The 17,602-nt window shown below is 74.6% G+C and carries 19 protein-coding genes and 2 pseudogenes; 15 read left to right on the top strand and 6 right to left on the bottom strand.

What is annotated here, in order from left to right:
* The first annotated feature begins 99 nt into the window (after positions 1 to 99).
* From C8046_RS08710 to C8046_RS08700, 3 genes are read left to right on the top strand one after another with little or no spacing between them, the layout of a single operon-like run.
* On the top strand, positions 100 to 462 hold the full coding sequence (locus C8046_RS08710; protein WP_109230845.1) for a WhiB family transcriptional regulator: 363 nt from the start codon (positions 100 to 102) through the stop codon (positions 460 to 462).
* A 9-nt stretch (positions 463 to 471) separates the two neighbouring features.
* Positions 472 to 633: a DUF4177 domain-containing protein gene (locus C8046_RS08705; RefSeq protein ID WP_109229098.1), complete on the top strand. Its 162-nt coding sequence runs from the start codon at positions 472 to 474 to the stop codon at positions 631 to 633.
* Entirely contained in the window at positions 630 to 1,112 is a 483-nt protein-coding gene (locus C8046_RS08700; protein ID WP_109229097.1) for a RidA family protein, read from the top strand. Before C8046_RS08705 ends, C8046_RS08700 begins: the two co-directional genes overlap by 4 nt.
* 84 nt (positions 1,113 to 1,196) lie before the next feature.
* On the opposite strand, the gene C8046_RS08695 is transcribed toward C8046_RS08700, so the two are convergent.
* On the bottom strand, positions 1,197 to 1,874 hold the full coding sequence (locus C8046_RS08695; RefSeq protein ID WP_199224426.1) for a Crp/Fnr family transcriptional regulator: 678 nt from the start codon (positions 1,872 to 1,874) through the stop codon (positions 1,197 to 1,199).
* A gap of 79 nt (positions 1,875 to 1,953) precedes the next feature.
* On the opposite strand from C8046_RS08695, the pseudogene nth reads away from it, so the two are divergent.
* A pseudogene (gene nth / locus C8046_RS08690) lies at positions 1,954 to 2,645 on the top strand (endonuclease III).
* Here the strand turns inward: nth and C8046_RS08685 are convergent.
* Positions 2,625 to 3,599, bottom strand: coding sequence for an alpha/beta fold hydrolase (locus tag C8046_RS08685; protein WP_109229096.1), 975 nt, complete (start codon positions 3,597 to 3,599; stop codon positions 2,625 to 2,627). The pseudogene nth and the gene C8046_RS08685 overlap by 21 nt on opposite strands.
* Positions 3,600 to 3,681: 82 nt before the next feature.
* On the opposite strand from C8046_RS08685, the gene C8046_RS08680 reads away from it, so the two are divergent.
* A complete protein-coding gene (locus tag C8046_RS08680; protein ID WP_146197109.1) occupies positions 3,682 to 5,475 on the top strand; it encodes a bifunctional lysylphosphatidylglycerol flippase/synthetase MprF in 1,794 nt (597 codons plus the stop codon).
* A complete protein-coding gene (locus C8046_RS08675) occupies positions 5,472 to 6,272 on the top strand; it encodes a hypothetical protein (RefSeq protein WP_109229094.1) in 801 nt (266 codons plus the stop codon). The genes C8046_RS08680 and C8046_RS08675 overlap by 4 nt, the downstream gene beginning before the upstream one ends.
* Before the next feature lie 188 nt (positions 6,273 to 6,460).
* Here C8046_RS08675 and acs read toward each other — a convergent pair whose 3' ends face one another.
* The 3 genes from acs to C8046_RS08660 form a co-directional block, all read right to left on the bottom strand.
* Positions 6,461 to 8,443 (bottom strand): acetate--CoA ligase, encoded by a 1,983-nt coding sequence (gene acs / locus C8046_RS08670; RefSeq protein WP_109229093.1) that lies wholly within the window; start codon positions 8,441 to 8,443, stop codon positions 6,461 to 6,463.
* A gap of 136 nt (positions 8,444 to 8,579) precedes the next feature.
* Positions 8,580 to 9,644 (bottom strand): hypothetical protein, encoded by a 1,065-nt coding sequence (locus tag C8046_RS08665; protein WP_109229092.1) that lies wholly within the window; start codon positions 9,642 to 9,644, stop codon positions 8,580 to 8,582.
* 92 nt (positions 9,645 to 9,736) lie between these two features.
* Positions 9,737 to 10,816, bottom strand: a complete 1,080-nt coding sequence (locus C8046_RS08660; RefSeq protein ID WP_109229091.1) for a hypothetical protein — start codon at positions 10,814 to 10,816, stop codon at positions 9,737 to 9,739.
* Between the two features lie 211 nt (positions 10,817 to 11,027).
* On the opposite strand from C8046_RS08660, the gene C8046_RS08655 reads away from it, so the two are divergent.
* From C8046_RS08655 to C8046_RS18430, 5 genes are all read left to right on the top strand, one after another.
* The gene (locus C8046_RS08655; protein ID WP_109229090.1) at positions 11,028 to 11,594 is read left to right on the top strand and encodes a hypothetical protein; all 567 of its coding nucleotides are present in this window, start codon (positions 11,028 to 11,030) and stop codon (positions 11,592 to 11,594) included.
* A 35-nt stretch (positions 11,595 to 11,629) separates the two neighbouring features.
* Entirely contained in the window at positions 11,630 to 12,097 is a 468-nt protein-coding gene (locus C8046_RS08650) for a hypothetical protein (RefSeq protein WP_109229089.1), read from the top strand.
* Positions 12,094 to 13,302, top strand: coding sequence for a TadA family conjugal transfer-associated ATPase (locus C8046_RS08645; protein WP_109229088.1), 1,209 nt, complete (start codon positions 12,094 to 12,096; stop codon positions 13,300 to 13,302). The genes C8046_RS08650 and C8046_RS08645 overlap by 4 nt, the downstream gene beginning before the upstream one ends.
* Before the next feature lie 128 nt (positions 13,303 to 13,430).
* Entirely contained in the window at positions 13,431 to 14,021 is a 591-nt protein-coding gene (locus C8046_RS18435) for a type II secretion system F family protein (protein WP_158277174.1), read from the top strand.
* Positions 14,018 to 14,554: a type II secretion system F family protein gene (locus C8046_RS18430; RefSeq protein WP_158277173.1), complete on the top strand. Its 537-nt coding sequence runs from the start codon at positions 14,018 to 14,020 to the stop codon at positions 14,552 to 14,554. The genes C8046_RS18435 and C8046_RS18430 overlap by 4 nt, the downstream gene beginning before the upstream one ends.
* A gap of 27 nt (positions 14,555 to 14,581) precedes the next feature.
* Here C8046_RS18430 and C8046_RS08635 read toward each other — a convergent pair whose 3' ends face one another.
* Positions 14,582 to 15,472: a MerR family transcriptional regulator gene (locus C8046_RS08635; protein WP_109229087.1), complete on the bottom strand. Its 891-nt coding sequence runs from the start codon at positions 15,470 to 15,472 to the stop codon at positions 14,582 to 14,584.
* Positions 15,473 to 15,638: 166 nt separating this feature from the next.
* Between C8046_RS08635 and C8046_RS08630 the strand changes: the two genes are divergently transcribed.
* From C8046_RS08630 to C8046_RS19730, 4 genes and pseudogenes are all read left to right on the top strand, one after another.
* Entirely contained in the window at positions 15,639 to 16,304 is a 666-nt protein-coding gene (locus C8046_RS08630; protein ID WP_199224422.1) for a hypothetical protein, read from the top strand.
* Between the two features lie 247 nt (positions 16,305 to 16,551).
* Positions 16,552 to 16,827 carry a DUF4244 domain-containing protein gene (locus C8046_RS08625; RefSeq protein ID WP_109230841.1) on the top strand — a complete coding sequence of 92 codons (276 nt, stop codon included), beginning with the start codon at positions 16,552 to 16,554 and terminating at the stop codon, positions 16,825 to 16,827.
* Positions 16,824 to 17,276 (top strand): TadE family type IV pilus minor pilin, encoded by a 453-nt coding sequence (locus C8046_RS08620; RefSeq protein WP_199224421.1) that lies wholly within the window; start codon positions 16,824 to 16,826, stop codon positions 17,274 to 17,276. Before C8046_RS08625 ends, C8046_RS08620 begins: the two co-directional genes overlap by 4 nt.
* Positions 17,168 to 17,563, top strand: a pseudogene (locus C8046_RS19730) (hypothetical protein); the annotation flags it as partial. The gene C8046_RS08620 and the pseudogene C8046_RS19730, both read left to right, overlap by 109 nt.
* Positions 17,564 to 17,602 lie beyond the last annotated feature (39 nt).

The raw sequence follows: 17,602 nt of genomic DNA, 5'->3' as shown, positions 1-17,602 counted from the left end.
CCTGTGGTGATCGGCGCGGGACGTAGGTCCCGGGTCCTGGTCGCCTCGCCGGGGCACGCTCGAGGAGTGCAGTCAGCACGACGGACGGAGGTGAGGATCGTGCCCGTCACCAGGCAGGACGAGAGCTGGGCCGTGCGAGCGGCGTGCGGCGGCCGAGCGGCGCAGGACCCCGACGCCATGTTCGTGCAGGGAGCCGCGCAGCGGGACGCCCGAGAGGTGTGCTTCGCGTGCCCGGTGCGCCTGGACTGCCTCGTCGAGGCGTTCGAGCAGGAGATCGCCTTCGGCGTCTGGGGCGGCCTCACCGAGCGGGAGCGCCGGGCGATGCGTCGGGAGCGTGAGGTCGGGCCCGAGGAGTGGCGCGAACGGCTCGCGATCGACCCGGTGCTGCGGGAGCGGTTCGCCACCGAGCGCCGGCTCTCGGTGGGTGCGGCCACCCCGGCCGCGGACCGCCGTCGCGCGTAGCATTCCCCCATGACTACCTGGGAGTACTCGACCATCCCGCTCATCGTGCACAGCACGAAGCAGATCCTCGACCAGTGGGGCGCCGACGGGTGGGAGCTCGTCCAGGTCGTCCCCGGCCCCGGCGGCAACGGCCTCGTGGCCTACCTCAAGCGCCCGTCGGGCGAGCGATGAGCGACGTCGCCGCCGACGGTTCGCCGTCGAGCCGGCTGGCCGCGCTCGGCCTCGAGCTGCCCCCGGTCGCCACCCCCGTCGCCGCCTACATCCCCGCGGTGCGCGTCGGTGACCTCGTCCACACGTCCGGCCAGCTCCCGATCCGTGCCGGCGAGCTGCTCGCCACGGGCAAGGTCGGCGCCGGCGAGGGGCTCGTCGCACCGGACGAGGCCGCCGAGCTCGCGCGCGTCGCGGCGCTGAACGCGCTCGCCGCCGTCGCCGACGTCACGGGTGGTCTCGACAACATCGTCCGCATCGTCAAGGTCGTGGGCTTCGTGGCCTCCGACCCGTCCTTCAGCGGCCAGCCGCTCGTGATCAACGGCGCCAGCACGCTGTTCGGCGAGGTCTTCGGCACGGCGCACGCGCGCTCCGCCGTCGGCGTCACCGTGCTGCCGCTCGACTCCCCGGTCGAGGTGGAGCTGATCGCGCAGGTGCGCTGACGCCGTCGGGCACCACCCCGAGACGCGGAAACGGCCGCTCGAGCTGAGGCTCGGGCGGCCGTTCTCGCGTTCGGGTGGGTCGCGTCAGCGGGCGCGCTTCTCCAGCCGCTGGAGGTCCAGGAGCACGACGGCGCGGCCGTCGAGCTGGATCCAGCCGCGGGTGGAGAACTCCGCGAGCGACTTGTTGACCGTCTCGCGCGAGGCGCCGACGAGCTGCGCGAGCTCCTCCTGCGTCAGGTCGTGCGGCACGCGGATGCCGGACCCGACCGGGCGGCCGAAGCGGGCCGCGAGGTCGAGCAGGGCCTTGGCCACGCGGCCGGGCACGTCCGAGAAGACGAGGTCGGCCAGCGCGGCGTTCGTCTTGCGCAGGCGCTGCGCGAGCGAGCGCAGGAGCTGGCGCGAGAGGCCCGGATGCAGCTGGAGGAGATCGAGGAACTTGGAGTGCTCCAGCTCGAGGAAGGTCGAGGGGGCGAGCACCGTGGCGGTCGCGGTGCGCGGGCCCGGGTCGTAGACCGAGAGCTCGCCGACGATCTCGCCCGGGCCGAGCACGGCGAGCAGGCTCTCGCGCCCGTCGGGGGCGGCGTGGCCCAGCTTGACCTTGCCGGCGGCGATGACCCAGAACCGGTCACCCGGTTCGCCCTCGCGGAACAGGACCTCACCCCGGCGAACGCTGGTGGAGACCATGACGCCGCGCACCGCGGCGTACGTCTCGTCATCAAGGTCCGCGAAGACGGGGACCGACCGTACGACGTCCTCTGACACTTTTCGACCTCCTGCTGGTTCCTGACCAGTGTGCCACCGTCGGGCACCGGCCGCGGCTGGCCGGGCTAGCGTGGCACACGTGAGCGCCGAAGACCCCGCCCCGACCCGCGACGGCGCCGAACCGGGTGCGGAGCCGGGTGCGGAGCCGGCCCCGCCCGCCGAGGTCGCCGCCGTCCTTGCCGCGACCTACCCCGACGCGCACTGCGAGCTCGACTTCACCAGCCCGCTGGAGCTGCTCGTCGCGACCGTCCTGTCCGCGCAGACCACCGACGTGCGCGTCAACCAGGTCACCCCGAGCTGTTCACCCGCTTCCCGACGGCGGCCGCGCTCGCCGACGCCGACCCCGAGGCGCTCGAGCAGATCCTGCGACCGCTGGGGTTCTTCCGGTCCAAGGCGAAGGCGCTCGGCGGTCTCGGTGCCGCGCTCGTGGCCGATCACGACGGCGTGGTCCCCGGCGATCTCGACGCGCTCGTCGCGCTTCCCGGCGTCGGACGCAAGACGGCCAACGTGGTGCTGGGCAACGCGTTCGGCGTGCCCGGGATCACGGTGGACACCCACGTGGGACGGCTCGCCCGGCGCTTCGGGTGGACGTCCGAGACCGATCCGGTGCGCGTCGAGCGACGCCTCGGCGACCTGTTCCCGCGCCAGGACTGGGTGGTGCTGTGCCACCGCCTGATCTTCCACGGGCGCCGCACGTGCCACGCCCGGCGGCCCGCGTGCGAGGAGTGCCCGCTCGCGGCGATCTGCCCCTCAGCCCTCGTCGGGACCTGACGCCGCGCTCGCGCTCTCGCCCTGGGTGGGCCCCAGGTCGGCGAGGAAGTCCAGCAGGTGGCGCGTGACGACGTCGGGCGCCTCCTCGGGAAGGAAGTGTCCCGCGCCCGGGACGATCCGGAAGGTGTAGTCGTGCTGCACGTGCCGGGCGTCGTAGCGGCGCGAGTGGCTCGGCAGGCAGCGGTCGGCTGCACCGTGCAGGCCGAGCACCGGCACCGCGATCTGCTCGCGCATCGCGGTCAGGAAGCGCTGGCCCTCCGGGCGCGGTGTGGAGCGAACCTGCCACCGGGCCTGCTCCATGACGTGGTGCGCCACCGAGGGCAGTCGCATGGCGTGCGCGTAGGCGTCGGTCGCCTCGACGTCGGGTTCCCAGCCCGGGGCGCCCCAGGCGCGCAGCACCTGCGTCACCCAGTCGCGCCGCAGCCGCCGCTCGGGGAACCACGGCAGCTGCGCGAAGGCCAGGGCGGCCAGGGTTCCGGCCGGGACGACGCGGGCGTTGCGGGCCCGCAGCGGGAGCGGGTGAGGTGAGGACAGCACGCCGATCGCGCGGGTGACCGCCGGGGCGAGCGACGGCAGCGACCACGCGACCTGGGCGCCGTAGCCGTGGCCGATCACGACGGCGTCGGTCGCGCCGAGCGAGCGGATCACGCCCGAGACGTCGCGCGCCAGCGAGACCGCGTCGTGGCCCCGCGGGGGCTTGTCGGAGTTGCCGAAGCCGCGCAGGTCCATCGCGGCGACGCGGTAGCCGGCGGAGGCCAGGGCGGGCAGCTGGTGGCGCCACGCGTACCAGGTCTGGGGGAAGCCGTGCAGGAGGAGGACGAGGGGCGCCTCGGCGCCGACGACGTCGTCCCCCTCGGGGTCGCACACAGCGACGTGGAACCGGGCGCCGTTGGCGGAGACGTTCAGGTGCGACCACGGGCCGTCGACGAGGAGCCTGGCGGGATCGACACTCACGACGACGAGGCTACCGGGGCCCTGTCGGTGGCGAGACCGGTTGGCCGCGCGGGGTCGGGGGTCGGACCCTAGGATCGCGACTGTGACGGCCTCTCCTGCGAGCTCTGTCCTCCTGCCGCGTGCGGCCGGGCGTGCCGCCGACGAGCGGCACCGGCACCAGCGCGTGCGGATCAACGCCGCTCGGGTGGCCGCGGTGATCGCCGTGCTGACCGTGGTCTCCGCGCTGCAGCGGCACATCTGGGGCCACCTGGCCTTCCTCCACGACGTCCTGCCGTGGTTGGTGGACGGATCGGCTCGCGTCTCCTTCCTGTTCGTCGGCATCCTGCTGCTCGGCGCCGCACGCGGCCTGCGCCACGGGCACGTGCTTGCCCTGGGCGTGTCGGTCGTCGTCCTGGTGCTGGCCGCCGTCCTGCACGTGTCGCCCCACTTCTCGACGCTCCTCGGCCTCGTCCCGCTCGCGGGGGCGGTGTGGCTGCTCCGGGAGCGCCGGGCCTTCACCGTGCACGCCTCGCGCGCGACGATCCGACGATCGCTCGGATTCGTCGGGATCGCCGTGCTGGGACTCCTCGTGATCGGCGTCGTCCTCGTCCTCCTGACGGAGAACGACGCGTCGACCGTGGTGGACGAGCGGGCGCTCACGGTCGTGCGGGTGGTCGAGGTGCTGTTCCTCGTCGGGTTCCTCGCCCAGCTCGGCTGGACGCTGCTCGCCCCGCGGCGCCCCGCCGTCGTGACGTCGGCCGACCACCTGCGGGACCGCGAGCGCGCGCGAGCGATCGTGGCGGCCCACGGCGGGGGAACCCTGGACTACTTCGCGCTCCGTGACGACAAGGACTTCTTCTTCGCCGGACGGTCGGTGATCGCTTACTCCGCGCGCAGCGGCGTCTGCCTGGTCTCGCCCGATCCCGTCGGCCCCGTGGAGGAGCGCGCCGAGGTCTGGGCGGAGTTCCTCGACTTCACGCAGCAGTTCGGGTGGTCGGTCTCGATCGTCGCCGCGGCGGAGGACTGGCTGCCGTTCTACGAGGCCTCGGGACTGCGGGCCGCCTACCTGGGCGACGAGGCCGTCGTCGACTGCTCGCAGTTCACGCTCGCGGGAGGCTCGCGCAAGTCGTTGCGGCACGCTGTCACGCGGGTGGAGAAGGCGGGCTACACCACGACGTTCCACGACCCCGTCACGCTCGAGCCGGAGCTGCGTGAGGCCATCCTGGCGATGAGCGACGAGTCGCGCCGCGGCGAGGGGGAGCGCGGCTTCTCGATGACGCTCTCGCGGCTGCTCGATCCGGCGGACACCGGGCTGTGGATGTCGATCACGCGCAACGCCGAGGGGCGGGTGGACGCGTTCGTGCAGTGGGTGCCGGCCCAGCACTACAACGGCTGGTCGCTCGACGTGATGCGTCGACGGATGGATGTCGAGGGCCTGCCCAACGGGCTCATCGACTTCACGATCGCGCACACCATCGCGGCGATCGGTGACGGTCACGCGCCCGGTGTGGAGCCCGTCGACGGCATGCGCGGGCTGGGTCTGAACTTCGCCGTCATGCGCCAGGTGCTCAAGGGCGAGTCGGAGAACCGGCTCGACCAGCTCGTGAAGCCGTTGCTGCAGCGGTTCTCGAAGGGCACGCAGATGGAGACGCTCTCGGTCTTCAACGAGAAGTACGGGCCGGAGTGGGTCTCGCGCTGGCTGATGCTGGACGCGCCGGAGTTCGTTGCGACCCAGCTGCTCGTGATGGCCGACGCCGAGGGGGTCACCGAGGTGCCGGTGCTGGGGCGGTTCTTCGACCACGCGCGGGAGTACGACCGGTCCGCGCCCGGAGCGGTCACGACGACGGCGGCGGGTGCGCGTGGTGTGCCTGCGGCCGGGGCTGAGGCGCGGCGATGATCGTCGGTCTGCTGCTCGCGCTCGTCTCCTGCATCCTCTACGGCGTCGCCACGCTGGTCCAGGCTGCCGGCAGCCGGAAGGCCGACGGCATGGGGGCGTTCCTCCAGCCGCTCGTGATCATCGGTCTCGTGGTCGACGGCGGGGCCTTCGGCATCTCGCTCCTCGCCTACGAGCGGGCCCCGCTGTTCCTCGTGCAGACCGTCATCGCGGCCGCCGTCGTCATCTCCGTGCTGGGGGCGCCGCGATTCCTCCCGGGCGTGACGCTGCGGAGGGTCGACCTGGTCGGCGCCGGCATCGTGCTGCTCGGGCTCGTGGTGATCGCGGGGGCGGCGGGCCCCGAGGACCCGCGCAAGCCGGGAGGGTCGTTCCTCACCGTGCTCATTGTCATCGCCGTGGTGCTGGCCGTGCTGACGGCGGCGTCCTACCGGTGGGCGCCCGCGTGGCTGATGGCCGTCTGGGCCGGGCTCGGGTTCTCGCTCGTGGCGATCGGGGCGCGTGCCGCCGAGACCGACGGCACGCTGCTGGGCGCGATCCTGCACCCGGTCGCGATCGTGGTCCTGCTGGGCGGCGTGGTCGGGGTGGTCGGGAACATCCGCGCCCTGGCGAAGGGAAGCGTGGCGATCGCCGCCGCCACGGTCTCGCTCATCGAGGTTGTGGTGCCGAGCGTCGTGGGCATCACGACGCTCGGCGACGCCGTCCGGCCCGGCTGGGACGTGCCTCTCGTGGCCGCGATCACGGTGGCGCTCGCGGGCTGCGTGGTGCTCGCCTCGAGCCCGGCGGGCAGGGCGACGGCGTAGCTCGGTCGCGCGCGCCTGGGGGCGCTCGTGCCGACCGCGCCCTTGTGGTCGTAGCGCCGGTCCGACCGCGTCCTTGTGGTCGCGGATGTCGGCGCTGAGCGACCACAAGGGCGCGCTCGACTCGCCGTCGCGACCACAAGGGCGCGGTGGGCGCTCGAACCGGCGGTCGTGACGGTATGGAGCCGCCGCTACTCGGTCGGCTTCGCCATGCCCTGCTGGATGAGGCCCATGACGCCGGAGTCCGCGAGCGTCGTCACGTCGCCGACGTCACGCTTCTCGGCCACGTCGCGCAGCAGCCGGCGCATGATCTTGCCCGAGCGCGTCTTGGGCAGCTCGGCGACCACGAGGATCGACCGGGGCTTCGCGATCGGGCCGATCACCTGGCCGACGTGCGCCCGCAGCGCGGCGACGACCTCGGCGTCGTCGTCCGGACGGTCGGTGATCTCCTCGCCGCCACGCAGGATCACGAACGCCACGACGGCCTGACCGGTCGTCTCGTCGCTCGCCCCGACCACGGCGGCCTCGGCCACCCACGGGTGGGAGACGAGCGCGGACTCGATCTCCGTTGTCGAGAGCCGGTGGCCGGAGACGTTCATGACGTCGTCGACGCGCCCGAGCAGCCAGATGTCGCCGTCGCCGTCCTTCTTGGCGCCGTCGCCGGCGAAGTAGATGCCGGGGAAGCGGGACCAGTAGGTGTCGGCGAAGCGCTGCTCGTCGCCCCAGATGCCACGCAGCATCGCGGGCCACGGCTCGGTGATCGCGAGGTAGCCGCCCTGTCCGTTCCCGACGGCCCGGCCGGCGTCGTCGAGCACCTCCGCCACGATCCCGGGCAGGGGCACCTGTGCCGATCCCGGCTTGGCCGCGGTGACGCCCGGGAGCGGGGAGATCATGATCGCGCCGGTCTCCGTCTGCCACCACGTGTCGACGATCGGCGTGCGGTCGCCGCCGATCACCCGGCGGTACCACATCCAGGCCTCGGGGTTGATGGGTTCGCCCACGCTGCCGAGCACCCGCAGCGAGCTGAGGTCGAAGCCGGCCGGGATGTCCGAGCCCCACTTCATGCAGGTGCGGATCGCCGTCGGGGCGGTGTAGAGGATCGTGACGCCGTACTTCGCGACGATCTCCCACCAGCGGCCCTTGTGGGGGGTGTCGGGGGTGCCCTCGTAGATCACCTGCGTCGCGCCGTTGAGCAGCGGTCCGTAGACGACGTAGCTGTGTCCCGTGACCCAGCCGATGTCGGCGGTGCACCAGTAGACGTCGGTCTCGGGGTGCAGGTCGAAGACCGCGCGGTGGGTGAACGCGACCTGGGTCAGGTAGCCGCCCGTGGTGTGGAAGATCCCCTTCGGCTTCCCGGTGGTGCCGGAGGTGTAGAGGATGAAGAGCGGGTGCTCGGCGTCGACGGCGACGGCCTCGTGCTCCGCGGAGGCCTGCGGCACGACGTCGTGCCACCAGACGTCGCGATCCTCGGTCCACGTCACCTCGCCCCCGGTGCGGCGCACGACCAGAACGTGCTCGACGGCGGTGCCTCCCTTGGCGAGCGCCTCGTCGACGGCGGGCTTGAGCGGGCTCGCGGCACCGCGCCGGTACCCGCCGTCGGCCGTGATCACGAGGCGCGCTTCGGCGTCGAGGATGCGGCTGTGGAGCGCCTCGGCGGAGAACCCGCCGAAGACGACGGAGTGCGGGGCGCCGATCCGGGCGCACGCGAGCATCGCGACGACGGCCTCGGGAACCATCGGCAGGTAGATCGCGACCCGGTCGCCTGTGGCGACGCCCAGGGCGGTGAGGGCGTTGGCGGCGCGAGCGACGTCGTCGGCCAGCTCGGCGTAGGTGATCCGACGGCTCTCGCCGTCCTCGCCCTCCCAGAGGATGGCGACCCGGTCGCCGTGCCCCGCCGCGACGTGGCGGTCGACGGCGTTGTGCGCGGCGTTGAGGCGGCCGTCGGTGAACCAGCCGTAGCGCGGCGCCGCGGAGTCGTCCAGGACGGTGGTGAACGGCGTCGACCACTCGAGCTCGCGCGCCTGGTCGGCCCAGAACCCCAGTCGGTCGGCGGCGGCGCGCTCGTAGGTGTCCGCACCCGCGACGGCGCCGGCGGCGAAGTCCGGCGAGGGCGGGAACGTCCGCGTCTCGTTCAGGAGGTTCTCCAGCGCGGGGGAGCTGTCGGATTCGGTCATGGTTCATCTCCGGCGACGGTGGCGGACTGTGACGCGAGCCACTCTACGCACGGGCACCGACATCGGACGACGGCGTCCGGAACGGCGACGGGGCCCGACCGCCGGAGCGGTCGGGCCCCGTCGAGGGGTGCGGTGACTACAGGCCGCGGGCGTCGCGCTCGGCGCGGACCCTGCCCTCGTAGCGTCCGCTGCGACGGGCGCCGTGCGAGACGAACGCGAGCAGCAGCAGCACGATGCCGAACGCGAGCAGCAGGCCCGAACGGCTCGTGTCGGTCAGGTAGTTGTACAGGTTCGTGCCGAAGCCCTCGTGCAGCGTGAGGAACCCGTCGCGCGAGCCGGTGAGCCAGTCGTTCACGGCGACGGGGAAGATCAGCGTCGCGAGACCGGCGAGCGTGATGATCCCGCCCCAGATCCAGGCACCCAGGCTCGTCACACGGGTGACCAGCGCGATGATCACCAGGGTGACCAGGCCGCCCGCGAGGCTGAGGAGCCCCGCCACGTTGAGGGGGGAGTCCGGCGGGAGGCCGTTGTACGTCCGCAGCGCACCGTCGGTGAGGAGGAACCAGGCCACGGGCGCCGCGACCAGGACGCCCAGGACGCCCCAGATGTGAGCACCGGTGCGCTTGGTCGGCTCGGCGGTCCACTCCTCGTCGGGCAGCGGCTCGCGCGTGCCGGCCTTGAGCCGGCCGTTCGTCGAGCCAGCGAGCTGCTCGGGGTCGGCGAGCGGGACGACGCGGGTCGTCTCGGCCTCCGACGTCTCCGACGGCGCCGGGGGAGCCGGTCGGTCGGTGGCGGGAAGCTTCGTGGTGGCCTCGCCGGAGGTGCTGTCGCCCGGCGGGACGACCGGGGTCGTCGTCGTGGCCGCGGTGGCGTCGTCCGAGCGGTCGACGGCGGGGGCCGGACGCGTGCGGCCGACGGCCGGGAACGCGCTGACGCGGGTCGGGGCCGAGGACTCCTCGGACGAGGTTCCCGAGGTCGACGACGTCGCGGACGTGGTCCCACCGTCGCCGTCACCGCTGCGGGGCAGGGCGACGGAGGTCGCGTCGGGGTCGACGGGACGCGCGGGCGTCGCGGTTCCCGCGACCTCGGTCTCGTCGGTCGACGCGGGGGTCAGCGGGGGGACGGGGCGGGGGGCGGAGTGGCCGCGGCTGGCGCCGGTCGCCGGGTCCAGACCCTCGTCGGGCTGCTCTGGAGTGGTCATGGAAGTCCTTCCGTGGGGCTCAGCCGCCACGGTAGGCCGATCCGGGCCGTTTTCGGGGGACGCGCGCCGCCCGAGTTCGCCCCGTGCACCGCTCACCCGGGAGAGTCGGACCAGGCCTCGTCCTGCGACTGGATGAACTGCTGCTCCTGGCGCTCGGTGGTGCGGCCGCCGCGGCGGGCGTGGTGGGAGCCGACGGCGCCGCCGACCAGCACGAGCGCGAGGCTCCACGCGGCTCCCGCGTTCACGAAGGCGGCGCCCGGCTCGGCGAGGTCGAGCAGGTCGGTCAGGACGGGGGCGACGGCGTCGCTCACCGCGCCGAGACCGAGCTCGCCGTCGAGCACACCGGTGACGACGGAGATCAGCCAGACGATGCCGCCGACCGCGGGGCCGAGGCTCGACATCGCCCCCGTGACGGCGGTGACGAACGCGGCGATGACGAGGAGGGCGAGCGGCACGAGGGCGTCGCGGTGGTCGAGCGGGAGCGCCAGCGCGAGGCGGGCCGTGACGAACGAGTCGAGCGCGACGACCGTGACGACCGCACCCACGAGCGAGGCGACGATGGCGCCGAGGTGGCTGAGGATGCGGGGCCGGGGTGGGGTCGTGACCGCGCCGCCCTCGCTGAGGCGCAGCTCGGTCCGCTCCCACGCACGGCCGCGGCGGCGGGCGATCGAGACGGCGGTGGCCAGTCCCAGGAAGGTGACGCCGATCGCCAGCACGACGCCCGAGGCGAGGAGGTAGGTGACGACCGCGTCGGTCCCGACGCCGTCCGCGAGGTCGGGGAGGGCGCGGATCAGCGGGTCCAGCGGCTGGCTCGGGAGCATCCCCGCCGCGCCGAGCAGGGTCCACAGGCCGCCGGCGATCGCGGGGGCGGCGGCGCTGCGGGCACCCCAGGTCGCGACCGAACCGAGGACGCCGCCCGCGAGGACGGCCGCGAGGACCACGAGGGGACGGATCGGCTCGGCCGGTCCCGTCTGCCCGACGGCGTAGGTGAGGACGACGAAACCGATCAGCGAGCCCAGGACGGCGAGCGCGGCGCCGAGGAGGTGCGCGCGACCGCGGGAGCGGGGCGGGACGGGGGCGGCGGGGCCGCCGAAGTCGGGGCCGCCCGCACCGGTCGCCGGGGAGGTGGACGGTGGCGAGGAGGGGGGATGGACGGGCTCGCTGGTGCTCATGTGGATCTCTCACTTCTCGCCGACGACACGGGCCAGTATGCCGCGCCGGGCGTCGGCGCCGATCGGGGTGGGCGTGCCCGACGCGCCGGGCCCGGCCGACTGCGCCCGCGAACTGTCCCCAGGCGGTCGACGCGATGACGAGGTCTGCCGTCATCCACAGCCCCCGCCGGTCGGCCGTCGAACGGGCCACGATCGTGCCGGGAGGTGGACCATGGCGATCGGTCGCACGGGGAGGACGACGACGGGAGCGCGTCGTGGCACGACCACGGTCGACCGCGGGCCGGGCGGCGGCGGGCGGCTCGTCGTCGCCCTCCGCACGGGTGATCCGCGACTCGTCGCGGCGGTGCGCGACGTCGTGGAGTGGTTGGAGGGCGACGTCGTGGTTCGCCCGCCGGGCGCGCCGCCCGTCCCCGCGCACGCCCACCTCGACGACGCCACCCTCGCCGCACCCGCGTCGCCGACCTGGGGGACGACGGCGATCGCCGTCGCCGTCTCGGCGCCCGACGGCGACCCCGCCCCGACGGCGGTCGGCGTGTTGCAGCTGCCGCGGGACACCGGGGTGCTGGCCGACGCCATCACGGTGCACGCCGCGTCGAGCGCGAGTCGCACCGTCGGCGTCGTCGGCGCTCGCGGCGGGGTCGGGGCGAGCGTCACGGCCGCGCTGCTGGCGAGGTCCGCCGTCGACACGGGACGGTCGGCGGGGCTCGTCGACCTCGGTGGGGGCCTGGACGTCGTGCTCGGGATCGAGGACGAGCCCGGCCCCGGTGGGCGGACCTGACGGCCGACGCCGGGCCCTTTCCCGCCGCGACCCTGGTGGCGAACCTGCCGCGCTGGGCGCGGGTGAGCGTGCTCGCGGCTGACACCCGCGGGACCCCGGCGAGCTCGTCGGTCCCGGGGGTGCTGGCCTCCGTCCGGCGTGCGTGCCGGGGGGTCGTGCTCGACCTGCCCCGGACCGCGGACGAGGGGACGGTCCGGTGCTGCGACCTCCTCGTCGTCGTCTCCGGAACCGACGCCGGATCGGCGGCGGGGCTGGCCGCGCTGCTGGCCCGGCTCGGCTCGTCGGGGGTCGAGACGGTGCTCGCCGTCCGTCGCGACCAGGGGGTGGCGATCGCCGGTGCCGAGGAGCTGGCGCAGTGGTGCGGACTGCCGCTCGCCGGCAGGCTGCCGTCCTCGCCACGGCTGCGCGGGGACCTCGCGCGCGGGCTCGGGCCGGGGGAGCGACGCCGGTCCGGGCTCGTGCGCGCGGTTCGGCACCTGGCCGAGGAGGTGGGTCTCGCATGAGCCTGCTCGCCGACATCCGCCGGAGAGTCGCAGCCGAGGCCGGGGTGCCGGACCGCGGGGCTGTCGTCGCGGCGGTGCGGGGCTCGGCGACGGCGGGTGGCGGTAGCGCCGGAACGTCCGCGCCGGCGGTCCGGGTGGGCTCGGTGCTGGGAGTGAGATCGGCGCGTGAGCAGGTGGCGGACGCGGTCGCGGACATCGCCGGCACGAGCGCGGCCCTGCGCCGGCTCTGGGAGGACCCCGAGGTGACGGACGTGCTGGTCAACTCCCCGACGGAGGTGTGGATCGACCGGGGGCGCGGGCTCGAGGCCGTACGACTGGTGGGGTCCGACGGCCTGGGCGACGTCCGGGCGCTGGCGGCGCGGCTGGCCGCGGCTGCGGGCCAGCGGCTCGACGACGCGGCCCCGATCGCCGACGGGCGGCTGCCCGACGGGACCCGCCTGCACGCGGTGCTCGCGCCGGTCGCGGCCGGTGGCGCGTGCCTGTCGCTGCGACGCCACCGACCGCTGGCGCTCCAGCTGCGGCACTGGCGCGAGGGCGGCGGGATCGGGACGCACGGGGAGGAGGTGCTGCGAGCGCTCGTCGCCGTGCGAGCGAACGTGCTGATCAGCGGCAGCACCGGGAGCGGGAAGACCACCCTGCTCGCAGCGATGCTCGCGGAGGCGCCGGGGAGCGAGCGGCTGGTCTGCATCGAGGAAACTCGAGAGCTGCAACCGAACCACCCGCACGTGGTCCACCTCCAGGCGCGCGCGGCGAACGTGCAGGGCGCGGGCGCGATCGACCTCGCGCAGCTCGTCAGGGCCGCGATGCGGATGCGCCCCGACCGGCTCGTGCTCGGAGAGTGTCGTGGAGCCGAGGTGCGGGAGGTCCTCATGGCGCTCAACACGGGGCACGACGGCGGGATGGCGACCGTCCACGCGAACGCCGCGACGGACGTGCCGGCTCGCCTCGTCGCGCTCGGATCGCTCGCGGGTCTCGGGGCGGAGACCGTGGCGGCGCAGGCGGTGAGCGCGTTCGACGCCGTGATCCACGTGGTCAGGCTGCCGGGGCGGCGCGTCGTGACCCAGATCGCCGTGCTGGCGCGGGAGGGCGGTGTGCTGACGGCGGCGCTGGCGATGCAGCGCCGGGTGGTCGACGGCGTCGGTGACCTCGAGCCGGGCCCGGCGTGGGAGGCCCTCGCCCGCCGCCTCGAGCTGGGGCGGGGGTGAACGGGGTGGGCGAGGCGGTGCTGGCGGGTCTGGCGCTCGGACTGGCGGTGGCGCTTGTCGGCGGCGGGCTGGTCGGGAGTGGCGGTCGGCTCCGAGCGGTCTTCGGGCGCGCGACCGAGGCTCGGGCTGTGGATCGCGTCAACCCGGGGGGCCGACCCGGCCGCCGGTGGTTCGTTCGGGCGTCGCGTCAGGGGCGCGGGATCCCGCCCCTGGGGGTCCTGTGCACCCAGGTCGCGAGCCGGCTGCGGTCCGGCGCCGGTGTCGTCGAGGCCTGGCAGGGAGCCCTCGGCAGGTCGGCCGTCGACGGCGCCGACGTCGACGCGGACGGCGTGCCGGCGCCGCTGCTGGCGCAGGTGGGGGAGTCGGCGGCCGCCGATGCGGTCGTCGTCGCCTGCCGCCTCGCCGTGCGCTGCGGGACGCCGCTGGCCGAGATCCTCGACGAGTGCGCGCTCGGGGTGACGGAGGTCGAGGCCGCGGACGCCGAGCGACGTCGGGCCCTGGCCGGTCCCGCGACGACGGCCCGGCTGCTCGTCTGGCTGCCGGTGGCGAGCGTCCTCGTCGGTACCGGGATGGGTGCCGACCCGCTCGGCACGGTGCTGCACGGAGGGCCCGCCGCGATCTCGCTGGTGGTGGGCGCGGGGTTCCTCGGCCTCGGGCGGTGGTGGATCCGACAGCTGGTCCGAGGCGCGGAGCGGACCGGGAGCAGGTGGGACCCGTGATCGTCGCCGGTCTCGCGCTCGCCGTCGCGACGTGGCTCACGCTCGGGCGAGGTCGCGGTCGCCTGCGGACGGCACAGGTCGCCGTCGTTCCCGGGGTGGAGCTCGATCCCGCCGTCGCATGCGACCTCGTGGCCGCCGTCCTGCGCGCGGGGGCGTCGGTCCCGGCGGCACTGGAGCACCTCGGGCAGGCCGTCGGCGGGGAGCCCGGTCGGGAGGTCGAGGTCGGGGCTCGGATGCTGCGGTTCGGTGCGGGCTGGGAGGAGGCGTTCGAGCGGGCGCCGACGACCTGGGAACCGGTCCTGGAGGCGCTTCGCCTCGCCTGGAGCGACGGCGTCGCGCCGGGGCCAACGCTCGCTGCGACCGCCGGGGCGCTACGAGCCTCGCGGGCGGCCCGGGCACGGGAGGAGGCCGAGCGGCTCGGGGTGCGACTGGTGCTGCCGCTGGGGCTCTGTCTGCTGCCGGCGTTCGTGCTGATGGGACTGGTCCCCGTCATGGTCGCGACCGGTGGCGACCTCCTGGGGTGGGGGCGGTGAGGGCCGGCGGCGTCCGCCGGCCCTCGGTCACGATGCGGGAAGTCCCTGCACGGCGAGCTCCTCGGCCAGCTCCATGCTGCGCAACCGAGCCGGAGAGAGGTCGTAGGGCATCAGTCCGATGGCCTCCAGAGCGCTCAGGGAGCGTCGACCCTCGCTCGGGTCCTGGTCGGCCGCGGCGCCGTCGGCGGGGTGCAGCGCGTCCCAGGAGTCGAGGAGCGCGTCCTCCTCCTGCGCCAGTCCGGACGCCTCGATCGCAGCGTTCAGGGTCTGCTCGAAGGCACACCGTTCGGCGGCCACCAGCGCGACCCGGGGGTCGTCCACGGCGACCGTGTCGTCGAGCGACTCCTCGGCTGCGTCGACGCGGTCGGACTCCTCCTGCAGCGCCGGGGAGGCGGCCAGAGCGATGATGCGAGTCGTCTGGAGGGCTGCCACGAGCGGGCCGAGGATCCGCTCGGTCACCAGGAGGTTGTCGAGGTCCGACTGCCGCAGGGCACCGGCGGGCAGGTTCTCCAGGCGGCCGGCGACGACGTCGGAGAGCAGGCCCAGCCGGCTTCCTCGACGCCGCATGCGCTGGACGGCGGTCCGCTGCCGCTGCAGCGCCGCCTCGCGGGCGAGGAGGGTGGTCTCGAGGCGCTCGAGGACGTCGTCGGCGTCCTCGCGGGAGGAGCCGGCGGCGGCCGGATGGGCGAGGGCCTCACGGATGTCGTCCAGGGCGACCCCGGCATCGGCCATCTTCCGGATCCACAGCAGCTGGATCATGTCGTCGTAGCGGTAGCGCCGACGGTCGTCGCTGCCCCGCTCGGGCTCGGGCAGCAGTCCGATCTCGTGGTAGTGACGGATGGCCCGTGGCGTGGTGCCGACGAACGTTGCCGCGTCACCGATCTGGACCTGACGCGGCGGGATGAAGGACGAGTGCACGGGTGGACCTTCCTCGGTGGAGCGGGACGTGGACCACCCGACCACATGACGTTGCGGGAGGTGCAACCCGGGGCACAGGGAGCTGACAGCTGTCGTCGCGATGGCGGGATCCGCCACGGTCGTGAAGCCTGGTGCCATGACGGCGGCAAGAAGCAGGCACCCCCTCGTGCGACTCGCCATCCTGATCCCGGGCCTGGCGGGCCTGGGAGCGTGCGCCGCGGAGCCGGCCCCGCCCACCGGTCCGCAGGCGCCGGAGGTGACGACGCCCAGCGCCCCCGGGCTGACGGCCGAGGGGGAGGCGATCCCGTCTCCCACGAGCGGGTCGGGGTTGCTGACGACGTCCACCGTGGTGATGGCGATGGACTACGGGCAGTTCGTCATCAACGGCGGCGCCATGGGCGCCGACTCCCTCGCGCTCCTCGATCAGGCCGAGGTCGCCCCGCCGTCGGCCGGTGACGGCTCGCAGGTGCTGGTTCTCAGCCCGCACCAGAACAACTTCGCGATGACCGTGGCGGTCGAGCGATGGTCGAGCCCGCCGCCGAGCGACGTCGACGCCTGGGAGCAGGTCTCCGTCGAGGCCGTGGAGGTCGACGGCTCAGGAGCGGTCTGGCTCGAGAGCCCCACGCTGGAGAGCACCTCGGTCGCGATGGAGGCGGGGAGGTACTGGGTCGAGATCAGCGGGCGAGGCTTCGTGAACTACGGGTGGCCTGGATCGACCGAGCCCGGAGACGAGTGGCGCCTGCGCTTCTGGCCGGTCTCCGACGCCGTCGAGCACCCGCGCCAGCTCTGGACCATGCCGGGCTACGGCACACCCTGGGACGCCGACGTCTAGACGATCGGGTCTGCGCGTCCCCCGCACCCGGTCACCCCCTGAGCGCCCCCTCCACCCCTGGGCCCACCACCACCTCCCCGACACGCGACCGGTCCGCCAACTGTCCCCAGCCGCACCGGGCGAGGGTCCGGCGCACGGATCGTCCGGAGGGGCTGGTGGCGGCCTCGTGACGTCGCGACCGTGGTGGTGGGTCGAGGGTCGGCCCGGCACGACGGTCGGCGGTGGACGCCGGGACGGGAGTGGGGCGATGCAGGCATCGGTTCGTCGGGCGGGAGCCCGGACCAGGGAGGTGCTCGCCGGGGTCAGGCGACGCCTCCGTGACAGGTGGGACGAGTGGGGTCGGGCGATCGCGGCCCGGTGGGCGGTCGCCACGGCGCGTCCGGAGGCCGGCATGGCGACGGCGGAGTACGCCATCGCGACGCTGGCGGCGGTGGCCTTCGCCGGGCTGCTGCTCGTGATCATGCGCAGCGACGAGGTGCGCGGGATGCTCCTGGGCATCATCCGCGAGGCGCTGTCGCGATGAGTGGAGCGACCGTGGGGCTCCGTCCCGTCGATCCGGCAGCGGCCGACGCCGGTCGTTCCGGAGCGGCTCGGGAGCGTCGCGGTCGTGCCCCGGAGCTCGACCGGGGACGGGAGCGGGGGAGCGCGACGGCGGAGCTCGCCGTCGTGCTCCCCGCGATCGTGGTCGTGCTGCTCGTCCTGCTGCTGGCGGCGTCGGCCGGCACGGCGGCGCTCGCCTGCGCCGACGCCGCGCGCGTCGGTGCACGCTCGGCCTCGCTCGGGCTGAGCGCCGGGGAGGTCAGGGCCGATGCGACGCGGGTCGCCGGGGAGGGGGCGCGCATCGCGGTCACCGAGGACGGGGAGTGGGTCCACGTGACGGTCACGCGCGACGTGCGGCTGGGCGGTTCGGCGATCGGGGGCACCGTGACGGTGAGCGGGCAGGCATCGGCGCGGCGGGAGCCGGGGACGTGAGCGAGGCGCGGGTGGCCTATCGGCCGGATCGCGAACGAGGCTCGTCGACGGCGGCCGTGCTCGGCGTGGTCGGAGCGGGAGTGGCGCTGGTCGTCCTGCTGGCGATGCTCGGGGGAGTGCAGCACGCCCGCGCCACGGCCCAGGCGGCGGCCGACCTGGGGGCCGTGGGCGGGGCCACCGCGCTCGCCCGACCGGGTGGCGGGGACCCGTGCGGGGTGGCGGCCGAGGCCGTCGCCCTGGTCGGTGCCGAGCTGGCCTCGTGCATCGTCGAGGGCGCGGACGTCACGGTCGTGGCGAACGTGACGACCCCGGTGGGTGACGCGGTC

The organism is Serinibacter arcticus, from assembly GCF_003121705.1.
GTDB lineage: Bacteria > Actinomycetota > Actinomycetes > Actinomycetales > Beutenbergiaceae > Litorihabitans.
Note: the sequence above shows the minus strand (reverse complement) of the source record. Positions and strands in the feature narration are given on the sequence as shown.

Bases quoted from the DNA above. Each gene is read 5' to 3' on its own strand.
- C8046_RS08705 (WP_109229098.1), top strand. From the start codon at position 472: ATGACTACCTGGGAGTACTCGACCATCCCGCTCATCGTGCACAGCACG.
- C8046_RS08700 (WP_109229097.1), top strand. From the start codon at position 630: ATGAGCGACGTCGCCGCCGACGGTTCGCCGTCGAGCCGGCTGGCCGCG.
- C8046_RS08675 (WP_109229094.1), top strand. From the start codon at position 5,472: ATGATCGTCGGTCTGCTGCTCGCGCTCGTCTCCTGCATCCTCTACGGC.
- acs (WP_109229093.1), bottom strand. From the start codon at position 8,443: ATGACCGAATCCGACAGCTCCCCCGCGCTGGAGAACCTCCTGAACGAG.
- C8046_RS08665 (WP_109229092.1), bottom strand. From the start codon at position 9,644: ATGACCACTCCAGAGCAGCCCGACGAGGGTCTGGACCCGGCGACCGGC.
- C8046_RS08660 (WP_109229091.1), bottom strand. From the start codon at position 10,816: ATGAGCACCAGCGAGCCCGTCCATCCCCCCTCCTCGCCACCGTCCACC.
- C8046_RS08655 (WP_109229090.1), top strand. From the start codon at position 11,028: ATGGCGATCGGTCGCACGGGGAGGACGACGACGGGAGCGCGTCGTGGC.
- C8046_RS08645 (WP_109229088.1), top strand. From the start codon at position 12,094: ATGAGCCTGCTCGCCGACATCCGCCGGAGAGTCGCAGCCGAGGCCGGG.
- C8046_RS08625 (WP_109230841.1), top strand. From the start codon at position 16,552: ATGCAGGCATCGGTTCGTCGGGCGGGAGCCCGGACCAGGGAGGTGCTC.
- C8046_RS08620 (WP_199224421.1), top strand. From the start codon at position 16,824: ATGAGTGGAGCGACCGTGGGGCTCCGTCCCGTCGATCCGGCAGCGGCC.